The organism is Priestia sp. TSO9, assembly GCF_021029645.1.
In the GTDB taxonomy this organism is placed as follows: domain Bacteria; phylum Bacillota; class Bacilli; order Bacillales; family Bacillaceae_H; genus Priestia; species Priestia megaterium_E.
In genome coordinates this window covers 728,261-740,918 of sequence record NZ_JAJEKD010000015.1, presented here as the reverse complement: position 1 = coordinate 740,918, position 12,658 = coordinate 728,261, and the positions used below count along the sequence as shown (strand labels likewise).

At 37.5% G+C, this 12,658-nt stretch carries 14 protein-coding genes; all 14 read left to right on the top strand.

Going from position 1 to position 12,658, the window contains the following annotated elements; genetic code table 11:
- Window positions 1-121 precede the first annotated feature (121 nt).
- The 14 genes from LJC66_RS18955 to LJC66_RS18890 all read left to right on the top strand — a co-directional run bounded on the left by LJC66_RS18955 (window position 122) and on the right by LJC66_RS18890 (window position 12,548).
- Window positions 122-628: a hypothetical protein gene (locus tag LJC66_RS18955; protein ID WP_230933292.1), complete on the top strand. Its 507-nt coding sequence runs from the start codon at window positions 122-124 to the stop codon at window positions 626-628.
- A 90-nt stretch (window positions 629-718) separates the two neighbouring features.
- On the top strand, window positions 719-1,525 hold the full coding sequence (locus LJC66_RS18950) for a DUF2262 domain-containing protein (RefSeq protein ID WP_230933291.1): 807 nt from the start codon (window positions 719-721) through the stop codon (window positions 1,523-1,525).
- 224 nt (window positions 1,526-1,749) lie between these two features.
- A complete protein-coding gene (locus LJC66_RS18945; protein ID WP_230933290.1) occupies window positions 1,750-2,115 on the top strand; it encodes a DUF2089 domain-containing protein in 366 nt (121 codons plus the stop codon).
- Between the two features lie 11 nt (window positions 2,116-2,126).
- Window positions 2,127-2,516, top strand: a complete 390-nt coding sequence (locus LJC66_RS18940) for an SHOCT-like domain-containing protein (protein WP_230933289.1) — start codon at window positions 2,127-2,129, stop codon at window positions 2,514-2,516.
- 10 nt (window positions 2,517-2,526) lie between these two features.
- Window positions 2,527-2,808 (top strand): hypothetical protein, encoded by a 282-nt coding sequence (locus LJC66_RS18935; RefSeq protein WP_153253988.1) that lies wholly within the window; start codon window positions 2,527-2,529, stop codon window positions 2,806-2,808.
- Window positions 2,809-3,254: 446 nt separating this feature from the next.
- Window positions 3,255-3,653: a DoxX family protein gene (locus tag LJC66_RS18930; RefSeq protein WP_013084346.1), complete on the top strand. Its 399-nt coding sequence runs from the start codon at window positions 3,255-3,257 to the stop codon at window positions 3,651-3,653.
- A gap of 141 nt (window positions 3,654-3,794) precedes the next feature.
- On the top strand, window positions 3,795-4,733 hold the full coding sequence (locus LJC66_RS18925; protein WP_230933288.1) for a ring-cleaving dioxygenase: 939 nt from the start codon (window positions 3,795-3,797) through the stop codon (window positions 4,731-4,733).
- 155 nt (window positions 4,734-4,888) lie between these two features.
- Window positions 4,889-5,455 (top strand): NADPH-dependent FMN reductase, encoded by a 567-nt coding sequence (locus tag LJC66_RS18920; RefSeq protein ID WP_043980920.1) that lies wholly within the window; start codon window positions 4,889-4,891, stop codon window positions 5,453-5,455.
- A 174-nt stretch (window positions 5,456-5,629) separates the two neighbouring features.
- Window positions 5,630-6,274: an isochorismate family cysteine hydrolase YcaC gene (gene ycaC / locus LJC66_RS18915; RefSeq protein ID WP_230933287.1), complete on the top strand. Its 645-nt coding sequence runs from the start codon at window positions 5,630-5,632 to the stop codon at window positions 6,272-6,274.
- Window positions 6,275-6,526: 252 nt separating this feature from the next.
- Complete coding sequence (locus LJC66_RS18910; protein WP_230933286.1) at window positions 6,527-7,618, top strand: low temperature requirement protein A; 1,092 nt, start codon at window positions 6,527-6,529, stop codon at window positions 7,616-7,618.
- A gap of 36 nt (window positions 7,619-7,654) precedes the next feature.
- A complete protein-coding gene (locus tag LJC66_RS18905; RefSeq protein WP_230933285.1) occupies window positions 7,655-8,491 on the top strand; it encodes an alpha/beta fold hydrolase in 837 nt (278 codons plus the stop codon).
- Window positions 8,492-8,823: 332 nt separating this feature from the next.
- Complete coding sequence (locus LJC66_RS18900) at window positions 8,824-10,866, top strand: BglG family transcription antiterminator (protein WP_230933284.1); 2,043 nt, start codon at window positions 8,824-8,826, stop codon at window positions 10,864-10,866.
- Entirely contained in the window at window positions 10,866-11,147 is a 282-nt protein-coding gene (locus LJC66_RS18895) for a PTS sugar transporter subunit IIB (RefSeq protein ID WP_028414844.1), read from the top strand. The genes LJC66_RS18900 and LJC66_RS18895 overlap by 1 nt, the downstream gene beginning before the upstream one ends.
- 21 nt (window positions 11,148-11,168) lie before the next feature.
- Window positions 11,169-12,548: a PTS ascorbate transporter subunit IIC gene (locus LJC66_RS18890; protein WP_116514421.1), complete on the top strand. Its 1,380-nt coding sequence runs from the start codon at window positions 11,169-11,171 to the stop codon at window positions 12,546-12,548.
- Window positions 12,549-12,658 lie beyond the last annotated feature (110 nt).

Here is a 12,658-nt window from a genome sequence, read left to right as displayed (position 1 = left end):
TTTATTAAAGAAGAATAAGTAATCTAATTGATGTCTGCTTTGCGGGATACTAAAATTAAGCTTAGCAAGTCAAAACATATTTCTACATAGCAGTAAAAACATAGAAGGAAGAGGGGAATAAATGAGTCACTCTGAGTTTTCTAAACAGAATTACACAATCTCTAACTTCAAGCAAAAGGGGTATCAAAAGCTTGTTCTATCTAAACCACTTGATGAACATGCAGCGGAAAAATGGAATAGTAGTGAATACGAAGCAGAAGTCCCAGTTACAAGGCAATGGTTTTGGAGTACGGATATAGGAGAATGGAAAGAAGTTGAAATTACGGTAGAGGGAAATAGTGAAAAGCCATATGAGGAATTCGTTGAAATGGCAGATTGTATATTAGAACAACTACATATCTATCTTAAAAGGTCATTGAAGTATTTAAAGCAGTTCATTTCTTCGCAAAAATTCAGCGTCTATTATCTGTCCGCTGTAAGTTTTGGGCGGCTTTTAAATTTTGACGGACATATTCTTGCAGGATTTTCTTTAGCTTTTGTTTATGGGGATTACCCCAATGCCTTTCAGTATAAAGTAAAATTCAACAGAAGCGGATGGCCTATCGGTTTTGAAGGTGGACCGTTATAAAAAATAAGAGTAGAGAACGACATATCAGTTTGTAACTATATATTTAGGGCGAATTTTTCAACAGCAGTTAAAGAGGGGAATGTACATTAAATGAGTAAATTCAGTGAAAAAAAGAAATTTGAAAAAGGATTCTCAGAAGAAGTAATTGACATAGTAGCGGTTACAGGTTCAGTAGGGATTGGTGCTGGAATGTCCAGTGGAGAGACTTTATGGACAGCATCAATTGATTTAATTGCATGGAAAAGTTTAGAGAGAAATGAAGCAGTCAAGAAAGAAGAGATACAGCTTAGATGGTTAGTGGACGAGGATGAAGTGGAAAAAGCAATGAATCTACTGCAAAGTAATACCGTTGTAAAGCTACAAGTACGTACGGGAACGGATTCAATGATGCTCGTTAATATTCTGGAACCAGAGTATGAAGACGGAGAGCTAGAAACGATAGTAAAAGAATCAGTGAAGCCAGTTTATTATTATGATGAGATACTTGGCAAGTTTACACTTGAAAAAAGTATTAAGGTTTTTGAAAGAAACATTGCTTGGGCGAATGAAAAGTGCGAGCTGTATTTTGACTGGCATAAAGATGAAAACATGATAAAGTCTGCGTTGAAGACAGCACATACACTTTTTGAAGAGCAGGATAAATGGAATCAAAAAATTAGAATGTATGCAGCGGCGGAACTGGTCGATCTAGCAAATGATTGGCTGCAGGAAGAGGATGAAATAGAGGGGATTACAAAAGACATGTTTATGGATTTTATGAGTTTAGATACTATATCCGTTTATCCAGAAGGTGATTTTGATTTTTATTTTTCTGATGGAGATATGTTTGCAGGACATAGCATCGTTGTAGAAGGAAATATAAATGGGACTTTTACTAGGGCTCAGATTGCAGGGTAAATAGATCAATTGAATGATAGCTGAAAAGCAATTATGTAGTTTAAGAGAAGGTTTTTATCCTTCTTTTTTTTATTTGATTTTATGTGTACGTTAAAAAGATTATTAATATTATTAAAATGTAAATTTATATTTTTAATTTATTTGTTAAAATTATTTAATTTTATTGTTTTTAACGTTGAATATTTGTTGTATAATCAAATTAACTAAAAGAAGGGGATTTGATTATGGCTTATAAAGTACTTACAAATTGTCCTGTCTGCAGTGAAACGTTAAAAATCACAAAGCTGCAGTGCAGTCATTGTCACACGACGATTGAAAATGAGTTCGAATTATCTAAGCTGGCATCCTTATCAAGTGATCAGCTTCATTTTGTAGAAGTGTTTTTAACATGCAGAGGAAATATCAAAGAAGTGGAAAAGGAACTGGGAGTTTCGTATCCAACCGTCCGAGGCAAGCTTACTGACATCATTTCATCTCTTGGATATGTAGAAAATAAGAAAAATGAAGTAGACGAGAAGAAAGTTGTGTCTATGCTAGAAAATGGTGAAATTACAGCAGAAGAAGCCATCAAGCTCTTAAAGGAAGAATAGGGGGGATTTTTGTGAAAGAGGAAATTACAAAAGTGTTAACAATGGTTCAAGAAGGCAAAATTGATGCAGAAAAGGGATCAGAACTGATACAAGTATTAAAGGAAAAAGAAGAAACAGGCAATACGCTTTTGAAGAAACCGAATGCGTATCTAGATAAAATGTTGAAAATTCGAGTTGTGTCAACTGAAAACGATAATGTAAAGGTGAATTTGCCAATCAAGCTTGTCAAGCTGGTATTAATGGCGGGACACAGCATCGCAGCAAGTATTCCTCAATCAGAAAAATATGTAAAAGATATAGATATAAACCTGATTGTTGAAGCAATCGAAAACGAGTTAGATGGCCAAATTGTTGATATTAAATCGGCGAACGGAGATACCGTTTCAGTCATCATAGAGTAATGGTTTACTTATGATTCATGTAAAAGTAAAAACAAAAGATGTTCGATTTAGCATTCCAGTTCCATATGCTCTTTTAAACATTGCTATTAGCGTTGCTTTTTCAAAATTTATCCAGAAGCATGCGGATAAATGGACAAAAGACCATTTTAAAAGAAAAGGGCTGAATTTCACTTTTCCGATAGTAGATAAAAGCATGCTAAAGCCTATTGTTAAGGAACTGAAGAAACATAAGGGAATGGTACTAGTAGATGTCAAAGCTACTGACGGTACAGAGGTAAGAGTTAAACTATGATTTAGTATAAAGTACAATTAGCTTTAGAGAACTAAATTGCAAATGGCTCCGCTTGTTTGAGCTCATTTAATAAAAGGAGCAAACTCTGGCGATAGGAGATGCTTCTTTTATTTATGTATACGCTTCTGTTTATAGGTATTGAGATAAGTTTTGATACAAAAAAGTGTCTCAATTTGGCTTAGAATCATTAAGTATAGTTGCGTTTCAAAAACCATTGCACTTTTAGTAAGAACAACAAAGTCCACCCATTATATTTTCCACTTCCATGCTCATATCCATATAAAATCATGAATATGTTTTTAATACGTCGTTAAGCGTTTCAACTAGCTGCAAAAAAATATAAAAATTTATGTTGACAGTAGAACCATATGATTTTATAATTATCCTTAATTAAAGATATTTTAATTCGAGATTTTAAATTGATGAAAAAATAGGAGGAATAAAAAATGGTGAGCATTGGTTTGTTGTTAATACGTTTAGTCATTGGGTTATCTTTTATGGCTCATGGAACTCAGAAATTATTTGGATGGTTTGGCGGGCACGGCTTAAAAGGAACGGGCGGCTGGTTTGAATCCATCGGAATGAAGCCAGGTGTTAGAATGGCGTTAATGGCTGGATTATCCGAGTTAGTAGGAGGAGCTTTATTTGCTGCAGGACTTCTTACACCGCTTGGAGCGCTTTTGATTGCGGGAACAATGGTCATGGCGATTGTGAAAGTACACGGCCCGAATGGATACTGGGCAACACAAAATGGGTATGAATATAACCTTACGCTTTTAGTTGTAGCAATCGGTGTAGCAATTGCAGGACCAGGTTATTATGCACTAGATACGTTTATTTTCTAAAAGAGAAAATGGGTTGAATAAGAAAGACGCTTTTATTTTTTGACTAATATCTCGAATTCGAGATATTTGCGATAAATAGTTGTAATTGTAAAAGGGATCACGAAACATATGACGAAAAATGTATCGAAGGAGATGGTGGTAATGAGTAAAAAAACAGCGGGTATTCATCATATCACGGCGATTGTAGGTCATCCTCAAGAAAATGTTGATTTCTATGCGGGCGTGCTAGGATTACGCTTGGTCAAACAAACGGTAAACTTTGATGATCCAGGAACGTATCATCTTTACTTTGGGAATGAAGGGGGAAAACCTGGAACGATTATTACATTCTTCCCGTGGGCAAATGCACGACAAGGAAAAATAGGTGACGGGCAAGTTGGCGTAACTTCCTATGTGGTTCCAAAAGGTGCGATGAACTTTTGGGAACAGCGATTAGCAAAGTTTGGGGTTCCAGCTACAAAGATGGAGCGATTCGGAGAACAGTATTTAGAGTTTGACGATCCTCATGGTTTGCATCTAGAGATTGTGGAAAGAGAAGAAGGCGAAAAGAATACGTGGCAAGCTGGTGAAATTAAACCTGATGTTGCCATTAAAGGATTCGGAGGCGCTACGTTATTATCTGTTAAGCCTCATGAAACAGCTCAGTTATTAGAAAGCGTAATGGGTCTACAAAAAGTAGGGCAAGAAGGAGATTTTATACGCCTTCAATCATCAGCTGACATTGGAAATGTGATTGATTTAAAATTAACAACCATTGGACGCGGGCAAATGGGCGTTGGAACGGTTCACCATATTGCATGGCGAGCAAAAGATGATGAAGATCAGTTAGAATGGCAGAAATACGTAGCCGACAGCGGATACGGAGTAACGGCTGTTCGAGATCGAAATTACTTTAATGCGATCTATTTTAAGGAGCACGGAGAAATTCTATTTGAAATTGCAACAGACCCTCCAGGCTTTGCACATGATGAATCACTTGAAACAATGGGAGAAAAGCTCATGCTGCCTGAACAGTATGAAACTCATCGAGATCAAATTGAAAGAGCTTTGATTCCTTTTGAAGTGAGAGACTTAGACTGAATTTTACTAAAAGAATTCTTTTAGTAATAGTAAAACACTAGTTAAATTCTAAATTAGGTACAAAGAAGGAATTAATTTATCTATATATAAAACTAATATCTATATTTGAAACACCGTGGTAATATGAAATTAATTCCAAGTAAGGAGGTGAATAGATGACAAAAACCATTGGTCTTATTTGTGGAAGTTTACGAAAGAATTCGTATAACCGAATGATTGCTGAGTCATTGACTACATTAGATGACTCAGCTCAATATCGCTGGATTGAAATAAGCAGCCTGCCTTTTTTTAATGAAGACTTAGAAGCTGACGGATCACCCGAATCTGTCGCATCCTTTAGAGCTGCGATTCAAGATGTTGACGGCGTTATTATAGTTAGTCCAGAGTACAATTCAGGAATTCCAGGAGTGTTAAAAAATGCCTTAGACTGGGCATCAAGACCTCGGACTTCTTCTGTTTTAAACAGAAAACCAGTTGGACTAATTGGCGCAACACCTGGAGGCTTCGGTACGGCTTTTGCTCAAATGCAAACGAGAGAAGTACTGGAAGCTATGCAAGTTAATGTTTTACCCTTTCAAAAAATGCTGATTTCGCAAGTTCACGAAAAAGTTGATGCTCAACAAAAGGTACTAACCGATGAATCAACAAAACGTTATCTTCAACGCTACCTACAGCAGTTCATTCATTGGATTGATCAAGCGCCTGTTCCTGTTCTAGATTAAGAAAGAGAACACACCTCACGAACCTTCACCTCAGAAATAGCTTTTCTTTCTATATATGTTTTACCTAACAGATCATAAATGAAATCCATAAAACCGTTCAAATTATAGACCGCTTGTAAGGAATGGAAGAGGTACATGTATCCTTACTTGCCTTAATTTAAGGAGGATTATAAAATGTCTGATCTTTACTCTCGCCTTTCAAAAGATGATGCTGCCGTGCTTTTAGTTGACCACCAAACGGGGCTTATTTCCGGCCTTGTACGTGACTATGGTGTTGATGAATTTAAAAACAACGTATTGGCTCTTGGTGATACGGCTAAATTCTTTAATTTACCGGTTATTTTAACAACTAGCTTTGAAAATGGACCCAACGGCCCGCTCATGCAAGAACTCATTGACTTGTTTCCTAATGCGCCAAAAATAGCTCGTCCTGGACAAATTAACGCGTGGGACAACGAAGAGTTTGTTAAAGCCATTAAAGCGACTGGGAAAAAACAGCTGATTATCGCCGGTGTAGTAACAGATGTCTGCGTTGCTTTTCCTGCACTTTCTGCCATCAAAGCAGGCTACGAAGTGTTTGTTGTGACGGATGCTTCAGGGACGTTCAATAAGCAAGTAGCGGATGCAGCATTAACGCGTATGGCTCACGGGGGTGCACAGCTTATGAACTGGTTTAGCGTAGCGTGCGAGCTGCAGCGTGACTGGCGCAACGACGTTGAAGGTTTTGGTAATTTAATTTCTAGTCATCTTCCTGGTTATCAAAACTTAATGGGCAGCTATAGAGGAGCTCAGCGCGATTTCAGCAAGCAGAGTGTCTAACATAGCGGAGCTTCATCTTGCTAAAGGTCGTTCTCTTTACATATAAGACATGAAAGTAGAATGGCATCTGTGGATCATTTATGTGACGGAGAAAACGTAACGACATAAGATAAATTGTTAGATAGGTGAGCCGGCTGATGAACAGCTGGCTCACCTATCTTTTACTACGCTACCTGTCATGATGCGTCTCTTGTATATAAAATAAAGTATATTAACGACAGCCTGATAAATGATAGGAAGGGATGCGGAGTAGTGGAAGAAAAAAAAGTTACGTGGCTGGAGCTTTTTTATGATTTGTTATTTGTGGCAGCCGTTGCGACTGCTACGCATGTTTTGCTTCACGTTGAACAAGGGTATATTCATGGAGAGTATTTGTTAAAGTTTGCACTGATCTTTATTCCGATATGGTGGGCGTGGACGGGACAAACGATGTTTATCAATCGATTTGGACAAGATTTTTTACATCAGCGCATCTTTATGATTTTTCAAATGCTGTTTGTTCTTATCATGATCTCAAGCCTGTCCGTAGATTTTGATCAATATTACGTGTCTTTTTTGATTGGCTATATCGGGCTAAGAGCGTTAACCTCAATTCAATATCTTATTGTTCAGAAATTTGAACAGGGTGAGAGAAAAAAAGTTGCTGTGTTTTTAGGAACATGCTTTGGAATTGGGATTTTTATCTCGCTTCTGTCGCTCTTTTTTGATTCATGGGTCCGCTACGCCGTGTTATATACGGGAATTGCAGTGGACATGATTTTACCTATTTTAGGACATAAACGGTTAGCGAAATTACCCACCAACACCGCTCACTTGTTAGAACGCTTTGCGTTACTAACATTAATTCTGTTTGGAGAATCCGTTGTCAGCATTCTTGCTGTGATACAGCCACAAAAAGGGGACTGGAATACCATTTTATTTGCGGTTATTTCATTTGTCCTGATCATTGCCATGTGGTGGCAGTACTTTGAGAACGTAGAAAAGAAAGTGAACAAGTCTATCCAAAGAGCCGGACAAACGATTATTTACGGACACTTACTTATCCTCATGTCTCTAAGCATGATTGCAGCATCGATTAAGCTGATGTTTTTACACGAAGTTCAGTACACATTCAGCTTATATTTTGTATTCGGATCCGTGCTGCTTTACTTCATGGCAACCACTCTTGTTTTTCACCAGTATAGATTCGAAGAACATCGTTTGAAAGTGTATCATTTAGGCTTGTTTTTAGGGATTTTAGCTGTGTTTTTTATTATTAACTTACTTTTAGTCGTCCCGAGCACCCTCATCATAGGAGAGTTAGCCATCTTTTTTATTATCTACGCTAGGTTTACGACCACTTAACCAAATAAAGAACGACTATATACTGGAGGTAGCGAAATGGCAAAAATTAATGTAGGAACAGAAAATGAAGCACCTATTGAACTATATTACGAGGATCATGGGACAGGGAAGCCGATTGTCTTAATTCACGGCTGGCCGCTAAGCGGACGATCTTGGGAATATCAAGTTCCGGCTCTTGTTGAGGCTGGACACAGAGTCATAATGTATGACCGCCGAGGATTCGGAAAGTCTTCTCAGCCATGGGACGGCTATGATTATGATACATTCGCTGCTGATTTACATCAGCTGCTAGAACATTTGGATTTAACAAATGTGACACTAGTTGGGTTTTCAATGGGCGGCGGAGAAGTAGCTCGCTATGTAGGAACTTACGGAACGGATAGAGTAGAAAAAGCTGTATTTGCAGGAGCTGTACCACCATTTCTTTATAAGTCAGAAGATCATCCTGAAGGAGCATTGGATGATGCAGGAATCCAAGAATTTGAAAACGGCGTAAAAAATGATCGCTTAGCTTTCCTTGATGATTTTACAAAAACATTTTTTGGGGTTGAAGCCGGAAATGACTTAGTCAGCGAACCATTTCGACTTTACAACCGGGATATTGCAGCCGCCGCATCGCCTAAAGGTACACTTGACTGCATAGCTGCTTTCAGCAAAACGGATTTCAGAGACGATCTAGCCAAATTTACAATACCTACTCTTATTATTCACGGTGATGCAGACGAGATCGTTCCATTTGAATATAGCGGAAAACGAACGCATGAAGCTATTTCTGGTTCCAAATTAGCTTTAATAAAAGGCGGTCCGCACGGCTTAAATGCAACGCATGCACACGAATTTAACGAAGCGCTGTTGTCATTTTTAAGAAACTGAATGCAAGTGAATGTTTGATAAGTAAAAACAGCTCGGCAAATAGTTAATGAACAGAAGAAGTGACCAAAGGGTCACTTCTTTTTTGTTTTTTTAAGCCGATAGAAAAGCTTACTATAGTAAGGGATGTCATTTAAATTGCTTTACTATAGATTTAAAAGATAAAAATCAAAAAATATACGTTTGTCATTCTGGGGTGCGTTATATTAAACTTTTAAATGGAAAATATAACCTTCAGTCCAATAGCTATTCTAAAACGACAACAAAGATTGGATTGAACAGTTATGTAATCGCTAACACTTCTATTTTATAATAAACATGAGGAGGATAATAAGATGTTTGATCATAAAACATTGCAGCTGCTTGAGCAGATGATTAATTACCCGAAGCTATCAATTCCGGAGTTGAGGCTTCAAATAAATTTATCACCTCGACAATTTGCTTATACGCTTGATAAGTTGAACAATGCATTAAGCAATTTAGATTTACCGAAAATTCAAGTGATTGATATAGAATTTAAGGTTGATGAAAGAATTAAAAACTATTGGAAACAAGAAGGAACATCGCTTAACCGTCAGCAGTCAGTTTTTCAAGAGACTGAGCGGATATACTTAATTTATTTATACACGTATATTCGAAAAGAGCCGATAGCAAATATACATTATCAGTCTTTTCTGCAGGTAAGCAGGAATACAGCACTAGCGGATATTAAAAAGCTTCGTTCGTACTGTGAGAAAGAAGGCATTCAGTTATCTTATAACCGGACAGATGGCTTTCACCTAGAAGGAGAAGAGAGGCTTAAGCGTCGATTTGCAACTATTTGTATTGGAACACTTTTGCAATTGCCAATGGGCATTTCAGGGATGAAGCAGGTTCTTAATAGTTGGAATTATGAAAATACAGGTTCAGCAATTAGAGAGAACGTAAATGATTTAGCTAAAAAATATCGGATTGATTTTGTTAGTAACCGGCTAGATCAGCTAGTTTATGAACTCTTATTTCTACAGTGCAGGTCAGGGCATCATAAACTGATTCTACCAATCCAGCAAATTAAATTAATGAAAGAACAGCCCTTACTAAAAATGGGGGAAGAGCTATCAGCATATTTATTTGATGAAGTGGCTGAAGCAGAGGTTATCTATCTAACGGTTCAATTGTTATCTGCTATGCAGAATATAGAAGAGCTCCATATTGATGAAAAGCTTGCCCTTGTATCGAGTACTATTATTTCAGAAGTAGAGCGCTTAATATTAGTACCATTTAAGGAAAGGCACATTTTAAAATCGCTCTTATATAAACATTTGGTACCAGCCTATTTTAGAATCATCTGTGAAGTGCCATTATCAAATCCGTTGATTGACACAATTAAAACAGAGCACGGTGTACTCTTTGAATTTGTTAAACAGGCGTTGAAGCCACTTTCTGAATATACGGGAAAATGTATTTCAGATGAAGAGATAGGGTATTTTACGATTTTATTCGGTGGGCATGTTCGAAAACTAGAGGCTAAACCTAAAGTGTATAGAGCCACAATCGTTTGCCCAAACGGGATTAGTTCCTCTATGATGCTGCGAACGCAATTACGACAATTGTTTCCGAAATTGCATTTTACAGAATCATATTCGGCTGCAGAAATCGAAAAGCTGTCACCAGACAGTTACGATATGATTTTTTCAACTATTTATTTGGAATCATCCAAGCCTGTTTATTTAACACGTCCATTATTAACAGCGCTAGAGGAAAACTATTTGCAGCAGGCTGTGGCAGCTGATTTCAATTTGCCGGTACAATCAACTATCCCAATGGATAAGTTAATGGCGACCATACGAAAATATGCAACTATTAAAAATGAAAAAGCGCTTTATGAAGATTTAACGAAACATTTAAGACAGAGCCATACACGTGAAAGGAGTTACGCCCCTATGCTTTCTGAACTTTTAACAGAGGATAAGATTCAATTCTCTGACGCTTCTCTAGAGTGGGAAGAAGCAATCCAACTAGCAGCAAAACCTTTGGAGGAACAGCATTATATTACTTCAGCCTATACTCAAGCAATGATTGATAGAGTTTTAGAAATGGGAGCTTTTATTCATATAGGGAAAGGGATAGCTATTCCTCATGCCCGGCCAGAACAAGGTGTACAAGAGCTTGGTATGTCCCTTCTACGAATGAAGAAACCAGTTTTGTTACTGAACCAAGAAGAACATGCAATTGACTTGTTTATCTGTCTAGCAGCTATTGATAACAAATTACATTTAAAAGCGCTGGCAGAATTGACCTCATTTTTAGTAAATGAAGACTCATTAAAACGTTTAAAAGAAGCTGAAACTTCAGCTGAAATTATAGCTATGATGCGAAAAAAAGGAGAAGATGAATAATGAAAATTTTAACAGTATGCGGATCAGGATTAGGAACAAGTTTTATGGTAGAAATGAATATTCAACAGTTGTTGAATGAGATGGGAGTAAGCGGCGTAGAAGTAAATCATTCTGATTTAGGTTCTGCAACACCAGAGGATGCAGACGTGTTCTTCCTTGCAAAAGATATTGCAGAAGGCGGTGCAAGCTTAGGAAACGTCGTAATTTTGGATAATATTATTGATTTAGAAGAATTACGCGCTAAATTAACAGGGGTTCTGCAAGAAAAAAATCTACTGTAAAGAAATTGAGAGGTGATAGAGATGAATCAGGTGTTAAATGTATTAATTAACGTTCTGAGTGAACCCTCAGTTTTAGTAGCCATAATTGCTCTAGTAGGTCTACTGGCACAAAAGAAAAATCTTTCAGATACACTAAAAGGAACAACAAAAACGTTTGTTGGATTCCTGGTTATTACAGCAGGTGCAGGGATTCTTCAGCAAGCCCTCGCTCCATTTGGAGAAATGTTCAAAGCAGCATTTAACGTAAACGGTGTCGTTCCAAACAATGAAGCCATCGTTGCGATTGCACTGAGTAAATATGGTTCTTCGACCGCATTAATTATGTTTTTTGGTATGATTGTAAACCTGCTGATTGCTCGTTTTACACGATTTAAATATATTTTTCTGACAGGACATATCACTTTGTACATGTCATGTATGATTGCCATCATTTTATCCGTAAGTGGTTTTACATCGTTCTCATTAATTCTCTTTGGTGCTTTAACGGTGGGAATTTTCATGACGCTTTCTCCAGCCCTCGTTCAGCCTTTTATCCGTAAACTAACAGGTAATGATAATGTGGCATTAGGACATTCTGGAGCAGTTGGTTTTGCAGTTGGTGGTCTCGTAGGGATGGCTGTAAAGGGAAAGAAAGAGATTGTATCAACAGAAAAAATTAACTTTCCAAAAGGGCTCGGCTTCTTACGAGACAGTACGGTTAGTATTGCATTAACTATGGCGATTTTCTACGTTATTGTCGCTCTTTTTGCAGGGCCTGGTTATGTCGAAGGAAAATTAAGTGACGGAAAAAACTATATTTTATTTGCGGTACTTCAAGCAGGAATGTTTTCTGCGGGCGTTTTCGTCATTTTAGCTGGTGTACGATTAGTATTAGCTGAAATTGTACCAGCATTTAAAGGAATATCTTCTAAAATTGTGCCAAATTCAAAGCCAGCATTAGATGTTCCAATTATATATACTTATGCACCAAACGCTGTATTAATTGGTTTCTTTTCAAGTTTTTTAGGCGGCATTGTTAGTATGTTAATACTAGTTTTATCAGGAGGAATCATTATTTTACCGGGTGTAGTACCTCATTTCTTTACGGGTGCAGCTGCAGGGGTGTTTGGAAATGCAATGGGTGGTGTACGCGGTGCGATTTTAGGCTCATTTGTGAACGGCCTTTTAATCAGTTTCATGCCAATTCTATTAATACCCGTGTTGGGAGATTTGGGTCTATCAAATGCTACATTTTCAGATTCAGACTTCGGTATAGTGGGACTATTCTTGAGTGGACTAGCTCATTTCGGTGGAAAAACTACTATTATGGTTGGTATTGGTTTAGTGTTGCTGATCATGATCTTGGCCAGTATACGCAAGCAAGAAAATCACGCAGTGCCTTACAAAAAAGTCGAGAAATAAAAAATGATATGCAAGAGCTTGAAGTAGTATCATCAATCCATTCATTATCAGTTCATGCAATTAACAAAGGCATTCTGACCGCTTCAAGGATTCTTTAGGATGCCGGCATC

What these genes read in the sequence shown, in the direction of transcription:
- LJC66_RS18920 (WP_043980920.1), top strand. Translation starts at nt 4,889, where the DNA reads ATGACAAAAACCATTGGTCTTATTTGTGGAAGTTTACGAAAGAATTCG.
- LJC66_RS18925 (WP_230933288.1), top strand. Translation starts at nt 3,795, where the DNA reads ATGAGTAAAAAAACAGCGGGTATTCATCATATCACGGCGATTGTAGGT.
- LJC66_RS18900 (WP_230933284.1), top strand. Translation starts at nt 8,824, where the DNA reads ATGTTTGATCATAAAACATTGCAGCTGCTTGAGCAGATGATTAATTAC.
- LJC66_RS18930 (WP_013084346.1), top strand. Translation starts at nt 3,255, where the DNA reads ATGGTGAGCATTGGTTTGTTGTTAATACGTTTAGTCATTGGGTTATCT.
- LJC66_RS18890 (WP_116514421.1), top strand. Translation starts at nt 11,169, where the DNA reads ATGAATCAGGTGTTAAATGTATTAATTAACGTTCTGAGTGAACCCTCA.
- LJC66_RS18895 (WP_028414844.1), top strand. Translation starts at nt 10,866, where the DNA reads ATGAAAATTTTAACAGTATGCGGATCAGGATTAGGAACAAGTTTTATG.
- LJC66_RS18950 (WP_230933291.1), top strand. Translation starts at nt 719, where the DNA reads ATGAGTAAATTCAGTGAAAAAAAGAAATTTGAAAAAGGATTCTCAGAA.
- LJC66_RS18945 (WP_230933290.1), top strand. Translation starts at nt 1,750, where the DNA reads ATGGCTTATAAAGTACTTACAAATTGTCCTGTCTGCAGTGAAACGTTA.
- LJC66_RS18905 (WP_230933285.1), top strand. Translation starts at nt 7,655, where the DNA reads ATGGCAAAAATTAATGTAGGAACAGAAAATGAAGCACCTATTGAACTA.
- ycaC (WP_230933287.1), top strand. Translation starts at nt 5,630, where the DNA reads ATGTCTGATCTTTACTCTCGCCTTTCAAAAGATGATGCTGCCGTGCTT.
- LJC66_RS18935 (WP_153253988.1), top strand. Translation starts at nt 2,527, where the DNA reads ATGATTCATGTAAAAGTAAAAACAAAAGATGTTCGATTTAGCATTCCA.
- LJC66_RS18955 (WP_230933292.1), top strand. Translation starts at nt 122, where the DNA reads ATGAGTCACTCTGAGTTTTCTAAACAGAATTACACAATCTCTAACTTC.